The following is a 22,942-nucleotide window of genomic DNA, read 5'->3' as shown; positions in this document are numbered from 1 at the left end:
ACTTCCGAAAGCGCAAAGACTATGTTTCTCCTGCTAAAATCTAACTCGTTATACGACATTAGGTGTCTCCTTTTGAATCAGCTTGTAAATCTTAAGGATACACCTCTTGTCGTTTTTACACACTTATAAAGATATTACCTCCTTCTGAACTTATGATTAAAATCTCTTGACTTATATCGAAAACCTTGATAAACTATGTATAGATTGGAAAATTAGATCTCGCTCGACATCTCGACAGCAAGCGTTTATAACTAACTTTGTGATACTCATACCGGCATGCAGGAAAAACGAAAAATAGATTTCGGATTTCGAAATAAACTCAACGCGGTGGCCGAAGGGTTTCGGCATAACTATTGTTACCAGTGCGGCGCCTGTGTGGCCGACTGCCCCTCGCATAATTACTCCGAAAACTTCAACCCCCGCCTGATCCTTCTTAAAGCAATTCTGGGGTTCGAGGATGAGCTGGTGCAGGCCGGTTCGGAAATTTGGAACTGCACCAACTGCTACACCTGCGCGGAAAGGTGCCCGCAGGATGTCCGTCCGGTCGATGTGATTATCGCCCTGAAAAATCTCTGCATAAAATCGGGGAAAGCGCCCGAGGGGGTCGAGAGAGTGGCCGAATCGGTTATTTCTTTCGGGATTACCACCAAGGCGACAGCGCTGACCGATAGATGGCGTCAGGAATTGCGGCTGGCAGCAATCAAAGAATACCCGGTTGACGAATTGAAGAAAATAATCAAGGGTGAGTGACGTGAAATATACTCCATTTTTCGGCTGCATGATGACCACCAAATATCCGTGGTTCGAGGCGGCGGTGCGCCGAACCTTCGATAAGATGGGGATCGAACTGGTCGATAGGGACGGTTTTACCTGCTGTCCCGACCCGATATATTTTCAGGCGCACGACAAAATGGAATGGTACACGATCGCCGCGCGCAATATCTCGTTGGCCGAAGAGGCCGGGTATGACATAATCACCACCTGTTCCGGCTGTACCGCCACGCTTTCGGAAGTGAATCTGGCGCTGAAAGAAGATGCGGCCTTAAGAGCCGAAATCAATGACCGGTTAAAAAGAATCGGACGGCAATACAAAGGGACGGTCAATGTGCGTCATGCGGTGACGGTTCTGCGGGATGATTTCGGCATGGAGCGAATCGCCGGGACAGTCACCCGACCGCTCACAGGGCTGAAAGTTGCGGTGCACTATGGCTGCCACCTGTTGAAACCCTCCCGCGTCATGCGGGTTGACGATCCCGACCGGCCGACCATCCTGGATAACCTGCTCAAGGCGATCGGCTGCGAGCCGATTCATCACGATAAAACTCTGCTTTGCTGCGGACGCGCCTGCATGGATAATTCCATTTCCGACCAAATGGTGATCGATATTCTTGAAGATGTAGTCGGCAGCGGCGCTGATTGCATGGGGCTGATATGTCCAACCTGCTTTGATGAATTTGACACCGGACAGATACTTCTGGGAAGGAAATATAAGAAATCCTTCAATATCCCGGTGGTTTATGCTTTCCAGCTTCTGGGATTGGCGCAGGGCCTGGCGCCGCAAGAGGTCGGCCTTCAGCACCATAAGGTCAAGATGGACAAGCTGCTTAATATTGGGGCTTAATGCCCGGAAAAGGCATTCCCCCATGCTCCCCAATATCGTGCTAAATTCTGATTTTATCTGACAGTTTTTTAATAATTCCTGAGGCTTTTTCGGTTCTTTTCAGGAAATCGCCGTATAATTTGCCGGCGGCGTCATCATCATCACCATATCCCATGCTGGCGGCGACCGGCCGCAGAGTCTCGCGGCTGATAATATTATGAGCGGCTACTTTCAGGCGGTAGAGGTCGCGGAGCTTTTTGACAAAGTTGAGATGATCCCTTAAGAATCTCAAATCGCCGGCATGTTCCGGTTCAATCTCCAGCAAGACCTGGAGGAATTTCCGCGAGAGCGGGTCGCGTGTCATATGCTTGGTTTTATATAGAAGCAGAAGCATCTCAATATCGCGCAGTCCGCCGGGGCATTCTTTGACATCATTCATATGATCCGGATCCGCGGTCAGGTGGCGAGACTTAATCTCTTCTCTCATGTAGTCGATGTATTCTTTTCCCCGGGCAAAGATAAGGGGGCCGATTATTTTCTCCTGAAGTTTGCGCTCCAATCTGTCGCTTCCGACCAGCATTCGTGAGCTCAGTATCTGGGATTGATCCACAAAGATTTCCTTGCGGCGGGAACTCAGATGTTCGGCCAGTTGATCGAAACTCATGGTATAATTGCCGAAGCAATCGATAAAGCGGTGGTGGGGAAGGATGCCGCGTTTGAGAATCTGAGCGTTCATCTTGGCCACAATCTTGTCGCAGTATTCAATCTGCTCGGAATCATCGGAATCGAGAATGACAATCATGTCGAAATCGTCATCGAAACCCTGTTCCCGGGCATGGCCGCCGGTGGCATAGAGCGCAAAAAGATCGTAGGTATGCATGGAATAGCCAAGGGAGAGGTGGACCACCTGCTGGCAGTACTCATACAGGGAAAGGGTGTAGTTATCGCAGAATTCAATAAATTCGGCATCGGTTCTTTCGCAGGGGGAACCGGCCATGGCCAGAAGACTTACCCGGACAAACTCGAGGTCATAGTAATCGCCCAGTTGCTCGATGCGCTTTTCAATCGAGGGCAGAGAGGTCAGATCGCTATAAAAGCCATCGCTGATCTCTTTGAGCTTATCATTATTGTGGAGGTTTCTGATATAAACCGGAAATTTGTTCAAGACCTTATGAAAATGCTGCTTGAAAAAGTGGCTGCTTTGAAAATGGAGATTTGTCAGGGTCAGCAATTGGGTATGGCCCGGAAGGAACTCGGTCATGGCCGGCTTTCTCTGTACCAGTTTGACAAATTTCGCCAGCGACTCCCATTCAATAAGTGTGAGGAACCGGTTGAGAATATCGGGATAATTGTTCATCATTTGCATCAGCGATGCGGAAGTATCATAAAGACGACCCAGCTCATCAATGAACAGCCGGCTCATAGTATCAAAAATGGATTTTGATTCTTGATTCTGTGCTCTTTCTCCAAGAATGACCAGGAACTTCAGGACCGAGGCGGGGTCGTATTCCGTACCGGCAACATACCCCTGCGCGACTTTCTGTCTCACGCGGTCGGGCAGCTGATTCAGGCTATCGATAAAATCATCATAGAAGCGGCCATCTTCATCGCTGAGTTGCTCCTGAAAATCATCCCAGTAAGTTATCCCCTTGACGAATTTCGACGCGCGTATAAAATCAATGGCGAGATTTCCCTCAAAGCCGGGCCTGCGGTGCCTGGCGCCGGAGAAAATCGGCTTGAAAACGCTGATTTCCCGCAGATGTTTTTTCAGATCCTCGGTCAAGAGCTCGATTGCGCGAGTGCTTTTTCCCAGAAATTCATAATATATTACCAGCAGAAAATCCTCGGCCGAGACCACTCCCCTTTTCTCAAAACCGAGCATCGCCGCAATTTTGGCCACCATAGCTTCAACACCGGGTTCTCTCGGGCTGATATCCTCGTCCTGTGCGACCATTATCTGATATAGATGGCGAAAAACCTCAAAGAAACTCAGCGTTCGTTCCAAATCATCATACTGCGGCCGACGCTGCGGATCATTGTCTTTCAGCCTGTCAATGATATTGAAGGCGTTGACCTCATCGATACCATATACCAATTTGATGGCGGAAAGCAGACTTTTCATGGGACGCAGGGCATCATCCTTGGGATTAATCGCCTCGGTCAGCTTGAGGCGGGTCAGAAGAGAATTAACCTCACCCAGAATGCCTCGCAGGTAACCCTCGTGATAGTGGCTGTCCTTTCTTCGAGGATCATAATAGAAGCGGTTGGTCACGCGGTTTCTAAATTGGTCGTAAAGGGGATAATTTCCAAGAATAACCGCCGCCCCCAGCATTTCGGTGACGATGATAAAATCATAAGCCCCTTTATCGAGAATCTCCTCATACTGTGAAATGGTGGCCGTAAAACTGTTTTCACCAACATGCTCGGATAGATGGAAATGAAGTCGATTGGCTTTCTTGAACATTTCGCTGGCGAGCCGGCCTATGGCCCGATTCAGAAGCTCCTCGTCACCCGGGTCCTGGTGGATTATCCCCAGGTCGATATCATCCTGGTCGGCGCGCGTGCCGACTCCGAGCATGACAAATTCCGGTTTGTGCTCGCTTTCAAGGAATATGTCGAGCAGGCGTTCCATGTAGCACTTGGTCAGAATGCGAAACATCCGTCCTGATTCCAGCATAAGCTTTTTGCCGGTCTGTGCCGGCTCGGGGCTGGTGGCGAATTCCAACTTGACGATATCAACAAAACGGAGGTTCATCTGGAGGAACTGCAACGCAAAATAACAGCCGAGGAAATCGAGTTTTTCCCGCTCGTCTGCGGCGACATGCAGGATCGTATCCATCTCGCCCGGAAGTTCCAAGGCATAACTCCAGAGATGCACCCGGTCAAGTTTCCCCTGCTGTTCCAGAGCGGCTTTCAGTTTTTCAATGTTACTGGAGATGATATGAAGGTATTTCCGGTTGTAGTTGCCGAGGGTTGCGACTCTTTCGGTGAGGCGGGTCAGATGGTCTTTCATTCGGTTTTATCCTCTGGCTATTGCAACCGTAATTCGGTCCCGATAAAAACATCTCGAAGGAGCCTGTTGACGGCCGGTCACAGGAAGGAAGGCAACACTGTGCCGGAAAGATAGATAACTATTTGCCGTATTCACTTCCAAACCGGCGGGCGGCGTTAAGACCGGCCTCATAAGCTTTTAGGAAATTTTCCTCGGACATTTTCGGAATGCGGCCCAGTATCGCCTGCCGGATGGAGTCCCTGCTGATAACGTTGTTGACCGCGGCAAAAAAGCCGAGGGCCACGATATTGAGCATTCCGGGTCTGGCGCATTCCCTTTCCGCAATTTCCATAAAAGGGACCGAGAATACTTTTTGGTTTCCGGTTTTTCCCAAAGTTTGGACATTCGAGTCTGTCACCAGAATGCCCTTTGGGTCCAAATCCTTGATGTGCTTATCATAAGCTTCCTGTGTCAGGGCCACAAAGAACTCCACGGTTTCGACCCGGGGGCAGTCTATGGCTTCATCAGAAATGACGATTTCGGCCCGACTGGCGTTTCCCCTTGATTCCGGGCCATATGAGCAGCTTTCGGACGCATTCTTGTTGTCATATACGGCGGCGGCTTCGGCCAGTATTCTGGCCGCCTGAATCAGCCCGTGCCCGCCGGCGCCGCTTAATCTTATGCTATATCTGAAAGCCATTTTCTCCCTTCCTCAAAACCGGTCTGATTGGCCATCCCGGTTTTGTCATGGGACAAAATATACAGGAAAGTGAAGATATTTGGCAATAGATAAATTCCGTGCGATCGGAGGGGTGATTTGGCCGACAAGCTTCGAAAGTTGGTCCGCAATGCCGAAAGGAGTCCGCCATATTTTCTAATGATAAATTTCTTGATTTACTGCTGGACAATGGAATTTGTATTTTATATATTAGATATGTTCCAGACGTATCTGGTGCAGCTAGGATTTTACTCAACTATGGTAGATACGCCTTTTTCTTATAGGAATAGACGAACGATCGTTGAATTCTTTCGTTTGCGGTCGTGAACCGGTGGTTGTGCCGGGTATTCAGGCAGAAGAATTCAAAGGTCATTTGACCTATATATAAAAACGTGCGCGGACTTAAAACGTTCGCATGACATAGGTCTAAAAATAGTCCTATAGCGGAGGCGTTTATGAAATTCTGGAGAATCCCCTTAGATATTGACCAGATTAAAATCCCAAGGGGTGAACTTCATATCATAAAAGAACGATGCAAGGGGTGCGGTTTCTGTGTCGAATACTGCCCCAAAGATGTTCTGAAACTTTCGAATGAATTCAATGCCAAGGGGTATCATCCTCCGGCCGCGGTAAAACCGGAGGAGTGTGTCAACTGCCACCTTTGCGAGTTGCTTTGCCCGGATTTTGCCATTTACAGTCTGCGGGTCGAGGAGGGACAGAAGGAGGTTTCGCTTGAAAGCCAATAAGGAAAATGTTCTAACCGGTTCTCACTATCTTGATGGGAATCATGCCACAGCCGAAGGGGCGATCGCGGCCGGATGCAAGTTTTTTGCCGGTTATCCGATTACTCCCTCCACCGAAATTGCCGAGAGGGTTGCACGGCGGTTCCCTCTTATCGGGGGCGTCTTTATTCAGATGGAGGATGAGTTGGCCAGCATGAATGCCATCCTTGGGGCCGCCTGGGGTGGGGCAAAAACGATGAGCTGCACTTCGGGGCCGGGATTCTCTTTAATGATGGAGAATTTCGGGCTGGGAATTATGCTCGAAACCCCCTGTGTCCTGGTGAATGTGCAGCGGGGCGGCCCATCGACAGGTCTGCCCACCCTTCCCGGTCAGGCCGACATGATGCAGGCCCGCTGGGGTTCGCACGGCGACTACGAGGTAATCGCCCTGGCTCCGGATTCGCCTCAGGAATCATTTGAACTGGCGGTTCACGCCTTCAATCTTTCCGAAAAATACCGGATGCCGATATTGATCATGTCCGATGAATGCGTGGGGCACATGACAGAGAAAGTAATTATACCGCCCGCCGAGGATATCGACCTGGTCGAAAGGCGCTTCACCGACAAGCCTCCGGGTGAAGCCTGGCCGTTCGAGTGGTCCAAGGAACTAATCCCGCCGATGCTGCCGGTCGGCAAGGGGTACAAATTCCATATCACCGGATTAACCCATGATGAAAGAGGGTATCCTGTTATCAACGCCGAAGCTCATGAAAAGAATGTTCGTCACCTGATCGATAAGGTCAAGAAAAATGTCGACGACATTATCTGGCTGGAAGAAAGGGATATGGAAGATGCCGAAGTCGTGGTGATAGGTTACGGAATATCCTCCCGGGTCATGCAGCCGGCCATCACCAAGGCGCGAAAAGAAGGCATGAAAGTCGGCCAGATCAAGATGGTCACAGTCTGGCCGTTCCCGGAAAAGCGGATAAGAGAGCTGGCCGGTAAGGTGAAAGCGCTGATTATGGTGGAGATGAACTATGGCCAGGTTTTTCTGGAAATGGATCGGTGCGCCGCCGGAAAGTGCCGGACCTATCTTGTCGGGCATGCGGGAGGAACCGTCCATAAGCCCGAGAATATCTATAACACGATAAAGGAAGCGGTAAAATGAGCATAGAAGTTAATAAATCGGTCGCAGAGACACATCCGATGGAAAAGATCCTTCGGATGGATCGTATCCCGCATATTTGGTGCCCGACCTGCGGACTGGGAACGGTTGTCACAGCCATGGCCGAAGCTCTCGAGCAGCTCGATCTCGATTTGAATAAGGTTGCCTTTGTTTCGGGAATCGGGTGCACCGGCCGCGTTGCGGGATATATGAAGCTGGATTCCTTTCATACGACTCATGGGCGGGCCATTCCATTCGCGCTCGGCCTTCATGTCGCCCGCCCGGATATGAAGATCATCGTTTTCTCCGGCGATGGGGACCTCATTTCCATCGGCGGCAACCATCTGATCCATACGGCCAGGCGCAATGCGGATATCACGGTCATTTGCGTCAATAATTTTATTTACGCCATGACCGGCGGGCAGGCGGCCCCGACCACCCCCATTTCGGCCAAGTCGGCTACTTCACCATATGGCACCTACGAGCACCCGTTCAATCTTCCGCTTCTGGCGGCCTCGTCGGGCGCTGTCTATGTGGCTCGCTGGACGGCCCTGCATGTCCGCCGCCTGACAATATCAATGAAAGAGGCCATAACCAAAAGAGGCTTCTCGTTTGTCGAAGTCATCGCCCCCTGTTCGACCCTATATGCCAGACTCAATAAGCTTGGCTCCGGACTCGACCTTATGAAGTTTTACCACGATAACAGTGTTATCAAGCACGGCGCCGATTTAAGAGAAGTCGATATTGATTACCAGTCGAAGATTGTCGTCGGAAAATTCCTCGATATTGAGAAGCCGACTTTCCTTGACTGCATGAATGAGGGGAACAGGAAGGCATTCGGCGACAAATATAAGCCTTATGGAGGCTGCAATGGCAACGTCTGAAATCAGAATTACCGGTTTTGGCGGCCAGGGTGTCATTCTCACCGGCTATATCATTGGCAAGGCGGCCTCAATCTATAATAATCAACATGCCACCCTGACTCAGAGCTTCGGGCCGGAAGCGCGCGGTAGCGCCTGCAGTGCGCAGGTGCTTGTATCCGATGACCCGGTGCTTTATCCTTATGTAACCACCCCGCAGATACTGATGGCCATATCCAACGACGGTTACCAGATGCATAAGCGTAACATTACTGAAGAAAGCATAGTGATTTACGAAAAGGATATGGTCAAACTGGATGAGCATGGTCCGAAAGTCAAGACTTATGGCATTCCGGCCACCCGTATCGCCGAAGAGATAGGCAAGAAATTTGTCCTGAATATCGTTATGCTCGGATTCTTTGGAGCCGTGACCGGCATTATGCCTGTAGAAGCGCTGCGGAAGGCGGTTGAAACATCGGTTCCCGCCGGCACGGAGACCTTGAATGTTAGTGCCTTCGACAAAGGGTATGAATACGGTGTTAAGCTGAAAGAAGAAAAGACTGAAGTGACAGTCTGATATGCAATACCTGCCCGGAGTAGTATGTTCAAGGAGATGATATGGACGCGAAGAGCGTCAGAGAAAAGGGAGTCTTAGTAATTGGCGGAGGGATCACCGGGATTCAGGCGGCGCTTGATTTGGCATCGTCGCAGGTCAGGGTCTATCTGGTGGAGAAAACACCATCCATCGGGGGAAGGATGGCTCAGCTTGACAAGACCTTCCCGACGATGGACTGCGCCATATGAATTCTGGGTCCGCGAATGCTGGATGCCGGTCGGCATCCCAACATCGAAATACTGACTAACTCGGAGTTAATCGGGTTAAAAGGTCAGGTCGGGAATTTCCGGGCGACAGTCAGGAAAAATCCGCGCTATGTCAACGAAGACCTGTGTACCGGCTGTGGTCAATGCGCCGAGGACTGCCCGGTGGCGGTGCCCAATGAATTCGAGGTAGGGATGGGTGTCCGCAAGGCCATTTATTCGCCTTTTGCCCAGGCGGTACCGAATACTTACATCATCGATATAGAGCACTGCCTGAATGATGATTTCCTTGTCTGCAATAATTGTGTCGGCCGATGCGACCGCAATGCCATCAATTTTGATGATACCGTGCGGCATATTGATCTCGAGGTCGGGGCGGTTATTGTGGCCACCGGCTTTGACGTTTACGATGTTTCGGCCATTCCCTGCTACGGCTACGGCCTGTATGATAATGTCGTCACCAATATGGAATTGGAGAGGATTCTCAACGCCACCGGCCCCACGCGCGGCCATATTGTCAGGCCGTCCGATCACAAGGCGCCGAAGACGATTGCTTTTATTCAGTGCGTCGGTTCGCGAGGCGAGGGAAAAGAGGCGGGTTGCCAGTATTGTTCCCGTTTCTGCTGCATGAATACGGTCAAAGATGCGCTGCTGGTCAAGCAGCATGAGCCTGATATCAACAAGATAATGGTCTTTTATATGGACCTTCGGGCCGCCGGTAAGGGATTTGAGGAATTCTATCAGCGATCAATGAAATTGCCCGAACTGGAATATATCCGCGGCCGGCCATCCAAGATACTTCAGGATCCCGAAACCAAAGACCCGATCATATTCTATGAGAACGGCGAGACCGGCGAGGTCGGCAAAGCTCGTGTCGATCTGGCGGTCCTTTCTGCCGGAGCTATCGGTTCGGAATCAAATGAGAGACTGGCCGACGTGCTTGGAATTGATCTTGATGATAATGGCTTTTTCAGGATTGAGACCAAATATGGTTCGCCGCTGCACACCGCACGGGAGGGGGTATATGTGTGCGGTTGTGCCGCCGGAATCAATGATATCTCCGATTCGGTCACGCAGGGTTCCGGGGCGGCTGCGCAGGCGGAGCGCCATGTCGCAAAATTCCGCATCAAAGAAGTGCCCAGGGAGATAAAGGAGCTTGATGCTTCGGGGCCGCCGCGGGTGGGGGTGTTTTTATGCCACTGCGGCATAAATATCGCCGGTGTGCTTGATATTGAATCGCTTAAGGAATATGCTAAATCTATTCCCGACGTCGTCCATGTGGAAAACAACCTTTTCCTCTGCTCCGATGAAGGACAGCGGATGATACAGGAACAAATTATCAAACAGGGACTGAATCGGGTCGTGGCGGCAGCCTGCACACCGCGGACGCACGAACCGGTCTTCCGCGAAAGCTGCGAACTGGCGGGATTGAATCCATATCTTTTTGAAATGGTGAATGTCCGGGATCAGTGCTCCTGGGTGCATACCAACGAGCCGGAAAATGCACGGGCCAAAGCAAGAGACCTGCTCCGGATGGGGGTGGCCAAGGCGCGGCGGCTGCAGCCGCTGTATCGGAAATCAATTCCGGTTAATCAGAGCGCGCTGATTATCGGCGGCGGCGTGGCCGGCATGTGTGCCGCTCTGGAGCTTGAGGCTCAGGGCGCGAAGGTTTACCTTATCGAAAAGGAGGGTCGGCTCGGCGGCCGATTGAATAATCTCACCCGAGTCTATCCCGCCAACCTTTCGGCTTTCGAGCTGGCGCGGGCGATTGTCGAGAAAATCAAAAGCAGCCGGGTGGAGGTGATCGCCTCGACCGAAATCAACGCGATAACCGGGTATGTCGGAAATTTCGATGTTTCCAGCACTTATGGCAACTTTCGCGTGGGGACCATAATACTGGCAACCGGGGCTGAGATATACCGACCGAAAGATGAATTCGGGTATGATAAATATGAAAATGTAATCACCAATCAGGAACTGGAAGATATTCTGCATGATACGAAGGGCAGGATAACCATAAATGGGAAGACACCGGAAACGGTTGTTTTCATTCAGTGCATCGGCTCGCGGAACCCCGAAAAGAATCCCGGTTGTTCGCGGTATTGCTGTCCCACGACCATTAAACAGGCGGTTCGTCTTCGCGAGAGCGGCGTGAATGTGGCGGTTTTTCATCGCGACATGCGAACGGTCGGCGCCCAGGCGGAGGAGCAGTACCGTCACGCCCGCGCTCTGGGCATCAAGTTTATCAGGTACAACCCGCAAAGACTTCCCAAAGTATATGGTAACGGTAAGCGTGTGGAGAGAGTCGAAATTCTGGAATTGGCTCTGAATCGAACGCTCGAAATAGATGTTGACCATGTTATTCTGGCCTCCGGGATGGTGCCGAATGAGGAAAGTACCGCCAAATTGCAGAATCTTCTCAAGGTGCCGCGCGGGAGCGACGGCTTTTTCATGGAGCGCCACGCCAAACTGGGGCCGGTGGAAACCACCACCGAGGGGGTTTTTCTGGCCGGATGTGTCAGCGGCCCCAAGGATATCGCCGACTCGATTGCACAGGGTTGTGCGGCGGCGGCCAAAGCGGCTTCGATTATTTCCCGTGATTCTGTGAGCTTGGACCCGACCACCTGCATGGTGGAACAGTCGCTCTGCCGGGCCTGCGGCAAGTGCGTTGAGATCTGCCAGTACCACGCCCCATCGATGATGGAAATCGCGCCCGGATTGAAAGCGGCCCAGATCAACCCGGCGTTATGTAAGGGGTGTGGTACCTGTGCCAGTTTCTGCCCCACCGGCGCCGTTGTGGCGCTGCACTTCACCGATGAACAGATCAATTCGATGATGGAAGCATTGCTGGTCAGCGGAGCATAGATATGGCGATAAAAACTTCCAAAATCAAAAAGAATACGGTGCCGGAGAAATTCGTGCCCAATATCGTTGCCTTCGCCTGCAATTGGTGCAGCTATGCCGGCGCCGATACGGCCGGAGTAAACCGGATTCAACACTCGCCCAATTTTCGGATAATACGAACCATGTGCTCGGGACGAGTCGCCCCCGCTTATGTTCTGAAGGCTTTAAAATTGGGCGCTGATGGGGTGCTTGTCTCGGGGTGCCATTTCGGCGATTGCCATTATATTTTCGGCAACCATGAGCAGGTGAAGCTGTTTGAGAAGACCAAAGCGCTGGTGAAAACGCTCGGTCTGGACGAAAAGCGGGTTCGACTGGAGTGGGTCTCTGCGGCCGAGGGGGGACGATGGGCGGAGGTTATCAACGAATTTATCGAGCAGATTACGGCCCTGGGGCCAAGCCCTTTGAACCATAAACCGAAATCCGAGAAATAGCGCCTATGGAAAAGGTCATGGAACAACTCAAGAAGAGTCGGGCCTTTTATTGCCTTGAATGCGGTAAGTGCACAGCGGTCTGTCCCATTTCCACTTTCAATAAAGGATATTCACCCCGGCGGATGCTGGCCGAGGGAATTTTCTATGGCGGCCGCGACCTCTTATCCGACCGCCTGCTCTGGTCCTGCCTTACCTGCCAACTGTGTTCGCAGCGATGCCCGGTGGATGTCAAGTATTCCGAGTACATGCGGGATGTGCGTGCCGAAGCTTATAAAGAGGGCCGGTGGGGAAACCCATCACATGGCGGGGCATTGCTTCATATAATGGAGATGGCTGCCTCGCCGGGACTGAAGCAGAACCGGACCGGCTGGATTACAGAAGACCTGAGGATCAAACAGAAGGGTGAGTTTCTATACTTTGTCGGTTGTCTTCCTTACTTTCAGGATTTCTTTGCCAAGGACTTCACTTTTGAGCCGGTCTCCATTGCTCGCGATGCGGTGAGAGTACTTAACCGGATCGGTATTGAGCCGGTTGTTCTGGAAAACGAACGCTGCTGCGGCCATGATCTCTACTGGCTTGGCCAGCTTGAGAAATTCGACGAGCTCGGCCGGCTGAATATGAAGGATATTGAAGAAAGCGGGGCCAAAACCGTGATAACCGCCTGTCCCGAATGCGCGCTGTCCCTGAAAAAATTGTACCCGGAAAGATTGGGCAAGGCTGGTTATGAAGTACTGCATATTAGCGAGATTTTTGCGCGGAGTATAGACAAACTCAAATTCAAAGAGCTCAATATGGAGGTGACCTTTCAGGACCCTTGCCGGCTGGGAAGATATCTGGGTGTTTATGATCAGCCGCGGCAGGTGCTGTCCTCTATCCCCGGCGTTAAATTGCATGAAATGCGCCGCAACCGGCGCGGTTCGATTTGCTGCGGTACCACCAACTGGATGAACTGCGATGCCTCCTCCGGGCAGATTCAGCGAAGCCGATTAAAAGAAGCCAAAGAGACCGGGGCGAAAACGCTGGTGACCGCCTGCCCGAAATGCCAGATCCATTTCCGCTGTGCCGCCTGCGGCGAACAGGAGGAGAAAAGCGACCTGCTCGTGAGTGATTTTGTGAATATAGTAGCCTCGGCTCTTGAGGGCTGATGGTTTAAGATAAAGATATCATGGGAGATGAAATATGACCAATCAACCGAAGAAACCGGATGATCTGCGCATCGGCGTGTTTGTCTGCGAATGCGGGCTGAATATCGCCGGCACCATCGATTGCGCCGCGGTCAGCAAGTATGCGGCCACGCTCGATGATGTCGTGGCCGTGGTGCAAAACAAATACACCTGCGCCGATCCCGGGCAAAATGAAATCAAGAAGGCGATTATCGAGCATAAGTTGAACCGGGTGGTGGTTGCCTCGTGCACGCCCAAGATCCACGAGCCTACTTTCCGGCAATGTGTCGCCGATGCGGGGCTGAATCCTTACCTGTTCGAGATGGTCAATATCCGTGAGCACTGCAGTTGGGTGCATCAGACGGAGAAAGAGAAAGCCACCGAGAAGGCCAAGGACCTTGTCCGGAGCGGCGTGGCCCGGGCGCGTTTTCTGGAGCCACAGACGGAGATGGAGGTGCCGGTCACAAAAGCCGCGCTGATTATCGGCGGCGGTATCGCCGGGATTCAGGCGGCACTCGACCTGGCGGACGGAGGGCATAAAGTCTACCTTGTGGAAAAGGAGCCGAGCATCGGCGGGATAATGGCGGCTCTCGATAAAACGTACCCGACGATGGATTGCTCGATATGAATACTCGGGCCTAAGATGATGGATGTCGGTCGACATCCCAAGATTGAACTGATGACCTACAGCGAAGTCGAAGCAATAGCCGGCTTCGTAGGCAATTTTAATGTTACGATTCGTAAAAAAGCCCGATATGTAAATCCGAAAGAATGCACCGCTTGCACCGAGTGCGCCAAAGTCTGTCCGGTGGCGGTGCCGGATGAATATCAGCAGGGATTTTCCTCACGCAAGGCGATTTACATGCCGTTTCCGCAGGCGGTGCCGTCATCATATGTCCTTGACATGAAAAACTGCCTCGGCAACAACCCGCTGGCCTGCGGCAAGTGCGCCGATGCCTGCCAGAAGCACTGTATCGATTATGATGATCAGGATAAGCTTTTGAATATCGAAGTCGGCGTGGTGATTGCCGCCACCGGTATGGAGGCCTTCGATCCGACCGAATATGATGAATATGGATATACCCGATATGAAAATGTTATCACGAGTATGGAATTTGAGCGTCTGATTTGCGCCGGCGGCCCGACCGGGGGGCATTTCATACGGCCAAGCGACCGCAAAACACCTAAAACGATCGGATTTATTCAATGTGTCGGCTCCCGTTCCCGCGATGGACGCGGCAATCCATACTGCAGCAATATCTGCTGCATGAATACGGTCAAAGATACCCTGCTTCTCTGTGACCATTATCCGGGTATCGAGGCCAAAGTGTTTTATATGGATATGCGCGCTTTCGGCAAGGGATTTGAAGACCTTTACATGCGGAGTAAAGAGGAGGGGGTTAAGTATATCAGGGGTATTCCCGGAGAAGTGAGCGAAACCCCGCAGACCAACAATCTGATTCTTACGGTGGAGAATACAACGACCGGCAAGCGCGAAGAGCACGAACTGGAGATGTTGGTTTTATCGCAGGGGGTGATACCAAGGCGGGACAGTGAGCAGGTTCGAAAACTCCTGACGCTCTCCACCACCTCGGACGGTTTTATAATGGAGTCGCACCCCAAGCTGAAACCGGTGGACGCCCCGACGAAAGGTGTCTTTATCGCCGGGTGTGTCGAATCGCCGAAAGATGTCAAAGATAGCGTGACTCAGGCGAGCGCGGCTGCCGCCAGAGCAAGCATTCTTCTCAATGCCGGGAAGACCAAGGTTGAGGCGATCACTTCGCGCATTGATGCGGAAAAATGCAATTTCTGCGGTATCTGCGTTCAGGTCTGCCCGTATAATGCCATCAAAGCGCCGGACCGCGCCGCAAAGAAGGCTCCGGTGATTATTCAGGCGGCCTGTGCCGGATGCGGCGCCTGTGCCGCTGAGTGCGCGCAGGATGCCATTATCATGCGGCATTTCCGCGACGAACAGATTATAGCACAGATTGATGCAATATTGGAAAGGGACGCCCATAAGCACCTTCTGACCTTCGCCTGCAACTGGTGCAGCTATGCCGGCGGCGACAACGCCGGAACCTCGCGGCTGCAGTATCCGCCGACCTGCCGGCTGATAAGAACGATGTGCTCCGGGCGTGTCGATGAGAAATTTGTGATCCATGCGTTCCGGCTCGGTGCCCCGATGGTGCTTGTCTCCGGGTGTCATTTCTCGGACTGCCATTATATCAACGCCGTCCACTGGACACAGAAACGTCTGGATCGACTGTGGAACAAGCTGGAGAAATATGAAATCCGGCCGGAGCGGTTGCGCCTTGAGTGGATATCGGCGGCGGAAGGGCAGAAATTCGCCAGGGTGATGCGGGAACTGGAGAACGAAGTGAAACTGGTGACAACTGAAGAAATCGAGCATACCATGAAGGTCCTGGCCGAAGAGGAAGCCAAACGCGAACAGAAAATATCCAAAAGAACAGTAGGAGTTGAGACCTGATGGCGGCGAAAGAAACCGGATTCAAATGCCTGAATTGCGGGCATGAGTACATGGGAATGTACGATCCCAAGAATGTGACGGAAAGGTCCTGCCCGAAATGCCGCTCGAACAGCGTGAGGCGGCTGCCGGATGTGAAGGAGGCGGGCAAGTAGCCGGGGCGGAAGATGCCGGCGAACGACGCCGACAGTACCGTCCTTTGATATAAACCGGTGTGACAGGAGTCACATCATCATTGCAGTATGTATTATGTTACGTTTTAGGTAAGAACAGGTGGCGATATATTCGCTGGTAGAAAGGAATAATCATGCTTCTCAGAAATGTTCTCCAGGGCAGGCCGCAACAACTCCTCACGCTAGCTCCGGCGGCTCCCATCGAGGAGGTTATGGGCCTATTTGTCGACAAGAATCTTTGCTGTCTCCCGGTGGTCGAGGCAGAGGGGAAACCGGTCGGGATGATCAAAGGTCTGGATATTCTCTCGGCGATTCGCCGGGCCAAGGGTGATTACACGGGGTTGAAGGTCAAAGATGTCATGCGGGCCATTTCTGTCGAGGGAAAGCTGGATGACGACACCGCCTTTATCGCCAATCTTATGGAGAAGAAGAATATCTGCCATATCCCGGTTGTCAAAGGTGAGAAAATGGTCGGGTTCTTTTCTCTGCAGGATATCTATCGCATGAGAATGGAGGATATGGAGGCCGAGATACACACTCTCACCGATATGCTGAACAAGCGGGACAAGTCAGGAGATTACGACTCTTTCGCGTAGAGTATAAGGCAATTGGCGGCAAATGCTTCTTCGCAAGCGGTAATCCGGAGCCGACATCGATCCGGGCATGATTTGGCTGAATTCGTCTCACAATTTATCCTGTCACGCCGCGCAAATTGCTCTAATTATTCACTTCTATCCTGCCGAAGCCTGCCTTGAAATTCGAGTCCGGTTTATTTGATCGTAGGATAAAAAGTGAATAGTTCTAATTTATCCGACCTTTTCTCTATAGCATAATTTTTCCTCTTTCCAAATTGGCCCTGAAGTATCTATATTTAAGTCAAAATAAGACGGAACCGGAGGGAAAAGAAACCACCGGGCGGTCATTTCGGGTTTATCTCAAATATGGAGCATTTTGCTTCGTAGAAGGGCCAAATGGCATCCGTTATGCGCAATAATCAGATGAGCTATCTTAAACCAGTAAAATCACTTGCAGAGTCGGAGCCTATTCCGTCTCCGGGCTCGGGGGGGGCTATTCTCAAGCATCCGGGTATTCTTATCCTTTGCCGATCCCGCCTGATAGCTTATTTCCAAATGACCAAACCCTCCATTATGCTGTTGGTCCTGATTACCGCCGCGGCAGCCCTTCTCATTGAGGGAACCCTGACAGCCTATCCCGGAAAATTCACACTTTTTTTTACAGGTTTATTTCTGTCCGGCGGCGCGGCCAATTCGCTGAATCAGTACTTTGAAAGAGACATTGACGCCCGGATGAGTCGCACCCGGTGCCGCCGACCGCTTCCTTCGGGGAAGATTTCTCCTTCCGAGGCTTTGATTTTATCTATTGTCCTCGGCATCTCGGGCGTGACAATTCTTGGGATGTTTTTCAACTGGCTGACGGGGATTCTTTCGCTGGTCACAATATTATTTTATTCCCTCTTCTATACGCTGTATCTCAAACCGACCACACCTTATAATATAGTGGTCGGGGGAATTGCCGGAGCCATGGCTCCGCTCGGCGCCTGGCTGGCTGCAACCGGCGGCATAGCGGTTTTCCCCTGCTTATTGACTCTGATAATTATCCTCTGGACGCCGCCCCATTTCTGGGCGCTATCTTTGTGTTTCCAGGATGATTATCGGGCCTCGGGATACCCCATGCTTCCATTGGTAAAAGGCGCTGAAGCAACTTTGAAGCAGATTCAATATTATGCGGTGGCTTTGCTACCGGGAAGCTTGATTCCGCTGATGGTCGGGTCCGGATGGTTTTACCTGATCGCGGCCGTTTTTCTGGGTTTGATTTTTATCAAAAAGACAAATATGGCGCGAAAAGAAATGACTTATGAATCGTATTGGAGTATTTTTAAATTCTCGATATTCTATCTGATTGCATTGTGCGCGGCAATGGTTATAGACAGATTTTTATGACGGTTGGAGTAATTGAAGGCAATGGGGATATTGATTCAGGAGAGAATATCCAGTTGATAAATGATGTAAGTCTTCGAATGATTGTCATATATAATAAAGGTCGTTTTGCGGCCGTTGCGGCGATATTTGGCATGGCCGGATGAGTAATCATGATACAGATATTTCCCCGATGGACCAATAAACTTCCCCCATTAATTGCGGGGGGGCTTCTGCTTGTGTCGGTGACGGTAATAGCCGGATTCTGGTATTTTGGTTCGCCCCAGTATTCCGATGTCGGTTATCGGCCCAGACAACCGATACCTTATAGCCATAAACTTCATGCCGGGGATCTGGGAATTGATTGCCGCTATTGTCACTCCAACGTGGAAATTTCGCCGGTTGCCAATGTTCCTCCGACTCAGACCTGCATGAATTGCCATAAAATCATTTTGACTCAAAGTGAGAAGCTGTTGCCGGTTCGTGAAAGCTGGAGCAAACAAGAGCCGATTCAATGGATCAGAGTCCACAAACTTCCCGATTTTGTCTATTTCAACCACAGCGCTCATCTCAATGCAGGAGTCGGGTGCGCCGATTGCCATGGAAATATCGCCCAGATGGAAGTGGTCACCCAAAAGCAGCCCCTGAGCATGTCGTGGTGCCTTGATTGTCACCGCAATCCGGATATGCACCTTCGTCCTCGGGAGCAGCTGACCAACATGAATTGGGTTCCCCCCGCCGACCAGAAGGAATTTGCCGAACGGGTCAGGAAAGAGAAGCAGATTGCACCGCCCACCGATTGTTCGGGGTGTCACCGATGAGTGATAAATTGAAATACGACGGGAAAAGATACTGGCGGAATCTGACGCAATCAGCCGACAAGCCGGAATCTATGGAGGCCTTGCACCGGGAATTCCCGGAACACGCATGGGAAAAAGATAATTCCATTTCGCGGCGGAATTTTCTTTCTCTGATGGGCGCTTCTCTGGCTCTGGCCGGTCTGGCCGGATGCCGTCGCCCGGTGGATAAAATAATTCCTTACGTGAATCAACCCGAAGAGGTTATTCCCGGCGTGCCCCGGCATTATGCCACGACCATGCCGATTGGTCTGGATTCTTATGGATTGCTGGTTGAATGTCACGAGGGCCGGCCGACCAAAATAGAAGGAAATCCTTTACATCCGTCATCACTTGGGACCGCCGATGCAATGATGCAGGCCTCGATACTTGGGCTATATGATCCGGACCGTTCAAAAAGAGTTCTTTATCGCGGGAACGAACGCGAATGGACAGATTTCGTTTTGTTCTGGCGGGAGCAATATGAAAAATACCGGCAAGTGCGAGGGGAAGGCCTGGCGATCTTATCGCAATCATTTTCATCGCCCACACTGAAGGCGCTCAAAACAGAAATTCTTTCTGAATTTAATCTGGCATCCTTCGTGGTTTGGGATCCGGTCAGCGATGAGAATATTCTCCGGGCTATAGAAGGCAGTACCGGTTTGCCCATCCGGCCGGTTTATCATTATAACCGGGCCACGGTGATTCTCTCATTGGATTCCGATTTTCTACAAACCGAAAGCCAGAATCTTACGGCCGCCCGGGGTTTCGCCGATGGACGCCGCTTGAGTTCCGAGAAAGACAATATGAACCGGCTTTATGCGGTGGAGAGCACTTATTCTGTCACCGGAGGAATGGCGGATCATCGCTTTCGGCTGCCCGGTCGGCATATCGGCCCGTTTGCGGTGGCCCTGGCGCAGGAACTCAATGCACTTGGTCTGAATCTTAATATTGATACCAAAGCGGCCTACCCGGAGGGCATTTTTGATAAAAAGTGGATAAACGTGGTTGCCCGGGATTTGCTCTCGGCGGGTAAATCGAGTCTGATAATCGCGGGGCGTCGTCAGCCTTCTTATGTCCATGCTCTGATAATGGCCATCAATGACGCTCTGGGCGCAATTGGAAATACGGTCACCTATCGTAAGGCGGCCGATGCGGAGGTTCCAAATACCGATGATTTGGCAGTTTTAGTCGAAAAAATGAATCGGGGCAATATCTCGACATTAATTATCCTTGAAGGCAATCCGGTCTATAATGCTCCGTCAGATTTGAAATTTGCCGAAGCTTTAAAGAAAGTAGAGCATACCATTCATCTGAGTCTCTATAATGATGAGACATCCCAAGGGGTCGAATGGCATATCCCGGAAACGCATTATCTTGAGTCCTGGGGTGATGCCCGAGCGGTCAAGGGAACTTTAAGTGTTATCCAGCCGATGATTGAGCCTCTTTACGGAGGACACAGCTATCTGGAAATGTTAAACCTCATTGCCACCGGCCGGGATCAGCGCGGGTATGATTTGATCCGGGAACGATGGAAAGGATATATGGGAACCCCGAGTTTTGACAAATATTGGAAAGAAATTCTCTGTGACGGGGTTCTGACATCGGCGGCATTGCCATTGAGGGCGACTATGATTGATGACATCAATTTGAACCGGACGACTGCTTCAACCGGACCGGGAAATGAGTCCATTGATTATGACAATCCAGAGGTGGTTTTTGCCAGCGCGGCCCTTTTATCCGATAGGCAGGCTGTCGATAATGGCCGGCGGAAAGAATCTTATGACTCAATCTTAATGAATACGCATCAGGCCAATACCTATTACCCGACTGCGATTAAAATTGATTACGATTATCTGAACAGAGCTATTAATTCATCTATACCGGCCTATAAAGCAATCGATTCCAATAACTTGGAAGTGATTTTTGCATCCTCTCCACATCTGTTCGACGGCCGCTTTGCCAATAACGGCTGGTTGCAGGAACTTCCCGATGCCGTTACAAAAATTACGTGGGATAATCCGGCCTTAATAAGTCCGCGAACGGCCAAAGAATTGAATCTTGAAAATGGCGATATGGTCAGGCTGGATTACCAGGGGCACTCTCTGGAGATGCCGGTATGGATCGTACCAGGGCAGGCGGATTATTCGGTGATTCTAATACTCGGTTACGGTCGAAAAGCCGCGGGAAAAGTCGGCGACAATGTCGGTTTCGACACATATAAATTGAGAACCTCCGACGCCAAAGATTTTGGGGAGGGCCTGGAAATAATCAAAACCGGGCAGACTTATAAGCTGGCCGTGACTCAGGAGCATCAGAGCATGGAGGGGAGGCCATTGGTGCGGGAAGCAACTCTCGATGAATACCGTCGTCAGCCGGATTTTGCACCTCAGATGGTCAAGCATGCGGCGATTGAATCGATTTTCACCGAACATAAATATGACCGGGGTTATCAATGGGGCATGGCAATAGATCTCAATGCCTGTATTGGATGCAATGCCTGCACCATTGCCTGCCAGAGCGAAAACAATATTCCGATTGTCGGCAAGGAGCAGGTGGCACGGGGAAGAGAAATGCACTGGATAAGAAACGACCGCTATTTCGTGGGGGATATCGATTCCCCGGAAATGGTTCATCAGCCGATCGCCTGCCAGCACTGCGAAAACGCTCCCTGCGAGACAGTTTGTCCGGTGGCGGCTACGGTGCATGACAGGGAAGGACTTAATGTGATGACCTACAACCGGTGCATCGGAACCCGATACTGCTCCAATAATTGCCCTTATAAAGTGCGCCGGTTCAATTTCTTCAATTATACCAACAAATTATCCGAAACCATAAAAATGGCGCAAAATCCGGATGTAACGGTCCGTTCCCGCGGCGTGATGGAAAAATGCACTTTCTGTGTCCAGCGTATCAGTCATGCCAAAGCCAGAGCCAAATTGGAGGGGAGAGAGGTTCGCGATGGGGAACTGGTTACGGCCTGCCAGCAAACCTGTCCGTCCCGGGCGATTGTTTTTGGAAATATCAACGATCCCGAAAGCGAAATAGCGCAAATAAAAAAGCAGAATTGTAATTACCAGATTCTGGCCGAATTTAATACAAGGCCGCGCAATTCATATCTGGCGCGGATCCGCAACCCGCATCCGGAACTGGAGAATTATAAACCTATTACAGGTTAGAAAACTGAAGCAAGAAACAGATTATCGTGAAAAACGCTGCCGAAAATTTGCCTCGTTCTTATGTCGATGAACCTCCGCTGATATCCGGAAATCAGACTTTCGGGACGGTGACCGATAAGATCAGTCGGATAGTCGAGCATAAAGTATCAAAATATTGGTACCTGGCCATAGCTATAAGCGGTTCGCTAACGCTGGTCCTGCTGGGTTCGATCGGCTATCTGGTCTGGGAGGGGATCGGCATCTGGGGTGTCAATATTCCGGTCGGCTGGGGATGGGCGATAGTCAATTTCGTATTCTGGGTGGGTATCGGGCATGCCGGGACTTTGATATCGGCCATCCTGTTTCTGTTGCGGCAGCGGTGGCGGACCTCAATCAATCGGTTTGCCGAGGCGATGACTCTTTTTGCCATTCTGTGCGCTCTGATATTCCCCGGAATTCATGTCGGACGAATCTGGGTCGCCTACTGGATGGCCCCGGTACCCAACCAGATGTCGTTGTGGCCCAATTTCCGGAGCCCGCTCCTGTGGGATGTCTTTGCCGTCAGCACCTATTTTACCGCCTCTTTTCTTTTCTGGTATACCGGTCTGATTCCCGATCTGGCAACTCTACGCGACAGGGCGACCGGGAGGTTGAGAAAAATAATTTTCGGCATCTTTTCTCTGGGCTGGCGGGGGGGAAATCGCCAGTGGAAGCATTATGAGCTTACTTATCTGATACTGGCGGGAATTTCCACGCCTCTGGTGCTCTCGGTTCATAGCGTGGTAAGTACCGATTTTGCGGTCAGCCTTCTTCCCGGCTGGCACACAACTATTTTCCCGCCCTATTTTGTGGCCGGAGCCATTTTCTCGGGATTTGCCATGGTTGTGACTCTGGGCATAATCGCGCGAAAAATTTTCATGCTTGAAGATTTTATCACCGTCAATCATCTGGAAAAAATGGCCAAGATCATGATGGTGAC

20 protein-coding genes are annotated in these 22,942 nt (G+C 51.2%); 18 read left to right on the top strand and 2 right to left on the bottom strand.

Annotated elements, in window-relative coordinates:
• The first annotated feature begins 276 nt into the window (after positions 1-276).
• Positions 277-750, top strand: a complete 474-nt coding sequence (locus tag NT002_07960; GenBank protein MCX6829203.1) for a 4Fe-4S dicluster domain-containing protein — start codon at positions 277-279, stop codon at positions 748-750.
• Complete coding sequence (locus NT002_07955) at positions 743-1,621, top strand: CoB--CoM heterodisulfide reductase iron-sulfur subunit B family protein (protein MCX6829202.1); 879 nt, start codon at positions 743-745, stop codon at positions 1,619-1,621. The genes NT002_07960 and NT002_07955 overlap by 8 nt, the downstream gene beginning before the upstream one ends.
• A gap of 40 nt (positions 1,622-1,661) precedes the next feature.
• On the opposite strand, the gene NT002_07950 is transcribed toward NT002_07955, so the two are convergent.
• Positions 1,662-4,613: a hypothetical protein gene (locus tag NT002_07950; GenBank protein MCX6829201.1), complete on the bottom strand. Its 2,952-nt coding sequence runs from the start codon at positions 4,611-4,613 to the stop codon at positions 1,662-1,664.
• A 118-nt stretch (positions 4,614-4,731) separates the two neighbouring features.
• Complete coding sequence (locus NT002_07945; protein MCX6829200.1) at positions 4,732-5,292, bottom strand: 2-oxoacid:acceptor oxidoreductase family protein; 561 nt, start codon at positions 5,290-5,292, stop codon at positions 4,732-4,734.
• A 473-nt stretch (positions 5,293-5,765) separates the two neighbouring features.
• Here NT002_07945 and NT002_07940 point away from each other — a divergent pair, with 473 nt between their 5' ends.
• The 16 genes from NT002_07940 to nrfD all read left to right on the top strand — a co-directional run.
• Positions 5,766-6,056 (top strand): 4Fe-4S binding protein, encoded by a 291-nt coding sequence (locus NT002_07940; GenBank protein ID MCX6829199.1) that lies wholly within the window; start codon positions 5,766-5,768, stop codon positions 6,054-6,056.
• Positions 6,043-7,200 carry a 2-oxoacid:acceptor oxidoreductase subunit alpha gene (locus NT002_07935; GenBank protein ID MCX6829198.1) on the top strand — a complete coding sequence of 386 codons (1,158 nt, stop codon included), beginning with the start codon at positions 6,043-6,045 and terminating at the stop codon, positions 7,198-7,200. Before NT002_07940 ends, NT002_07935 begins: the two co-directional genes overlap by 14 nt.
• Positions 7,197-8,081, top strand: coding sequence for a thiamine pyrophosphate-dependent enzyme (locus NT002_07930; GenBank protein MCX6829197.1), 885 nt, complete (start codon positions 7,197-7,199; stop codon positions 8,079-8,081). The genes NT002_07935 and NT002_07930 overlap by 4 nt, the downstream gene beginning before the upstream one ends.
• Positions 8,068-8,634 (top strand): 2-oxoacid:acceptor oxidoreductase family protein, encoded by a 567-nt coding sequence (locus NT002_07925; GenBank protein MCX6829196.1) that lies wholly within the window; start codon positions 8,068-8,070, stop codon positions 8,632-8,634. Before NT002_07930 ends, NT002_07925 begins: the two co-directional genes overlap by 14 nt.
• A gap of 41 nt (positions 8,635-8,675) precedes the next feature.
• Positions 8,676-8,861, top strand: coding sequence for an FAD-dependent oxidoreductase (locus NT002_07920; GenBank protein MCX6829195.1), 186 nt, complete (start codon positions 8,676-8,678; stop codon positions 8,859-8,861).
• Positions 8,862-8,876: 15 nt separating this feature from the next.
• Positions 8,877-11,741, top strand: a complete 2,865-nt coding sequence (locus tag NT002_07915) for an FAD-dependent oxidoreductase (protein MCX6829194.1) — start codon at positions 8,877-8,879, stop codon at positions 11,739-11,741.
• 2 nt (positions 11,742-11,743) lie between these two features.
• The gene (locus NT002_07910) at positions 11,744-12,211 is read left to right on the top strand and encodes a hydrogenase iron-sulfur subunit (GenBank protein ID MCX6829193.1); all 468 of its coding nucleotides are present in this window, start codon (positions 11,744-11,746) and stop codon (positions 12,209-12,211) included.
• 17 nt (positions 12,212-12,228) lie between these two features.
• Positions 12,229-13,356, top strand: a complete 1,128-nt coding sequence (locus NT002_07905) for a (Fe-S)-binding protein (protein ID MCX6829192.1) — start codon at positions 12,229-12,231, stop codon at positions 13,354-13,356.
• 34 nt (positions 13,357-13,390) lie between these two features.
• Positions 13,391-14,002 carry an FAD-dependent oxidoreductase gene (locus tag NT002_07900; GenBank protein ID MCX6829191.1) on the top strand — a complete coding sequence of 204 codons (612 nt, stop codon included), beginning with the start codon at positions 13,391-13,393 and terminating at the stop codon, positions 14,000-14,002.
• Between the two features lie 15 nt (positions 14,003-14,017).
• A complete protein-coding gene (locus NT002_07895) occupies positions 14,018-15,862 on the top strand; it encodes a hydrogenase iron-sulfur subunit (protein ID MCX6829190.1) in 1,845 nt (614 codons plus the stop codon).
• Positions 15,862-16,014, top strand: coding sequence for a hypothetical protein (locus NT002_07890; protein ID MCX6829189.1), 153 nt, complete (start codon positions 15,862-15,864; stop codon positions 16,012-16,014). Before NT002_07895 ends, NT002_07890 begins: the two co-directional genes overlap by 1 nt.
• Positions 16,015-16,166: 152 nt before the next feature.
• Entirely contained in the window at positions 16,167-16,628 is a 462-nt protein-coding gene (locus NT002_07885) for a CBS domain-containing protein (protein ID MCX6829188.1), read from the top strand.
• Between the two features lie 375 nt (positions 16,629-17,003).
• Positions 17,004-17,993, top strand: a complete 990-nt coding sequence (locus NT002_07880) for a heme o synthase (GenBank protein ID MCX6829187.1) — start codon at positions 17,004-17,006, stop codon at positions 17,991-17,993.
• Between the two features lie 149 nt (positions 17,994-18,142).
• Positions 18,143-18,790 carry a cytochrome c3 family protein gene (locus NT002_07875; GenBank protein ID MCX6829186.1) on the top strand — a complete coding sequence of 216 codons (648 nt, stop codon included), beginning with the start codon at positions 18,143-18,145 and terminating at the stop codon, positions 18,788-18,790.
• Positions 18,787-21,984 carry a TAT-variant-translocated molybdopterin oxidoreductase gene (locus tag NT002_07870; protein MCX6829185.1) on the top strand — a complete coding sequence of 1,066 codons (3,198 nt, stop codon included), beginning with the start codon at positions 18,787-18,789 and terminating at the stop codon, positions 21,982-21,984. Before NT002_07875 ends, NT002_07870 begins: the two co-directional genes overlap by 4 nt.
• Positions 21,985-22,010: 26 nt before the next feature.
• Positions 22,011-22,942 (top strand): polysulfide reductase NrfD (nrfD, locus tag NT002_07865; GenBank protein ID MCX6829184.1); only part of this gene is annotated, 932 nt, incomplete at its 3' end.

The organism is Candidatus Zixiibacteriota bacterium (assembly GCA_026397505.1).
In the GTDB taxonomy this organism is placed as follows: Bacteria; Zixibacteria; MSB-5A5; order GN15; family PGXB01; genus JAPLUR01.
This window is presented reverse-complemented; position numbering and strand designations above follow the sequence as displayed.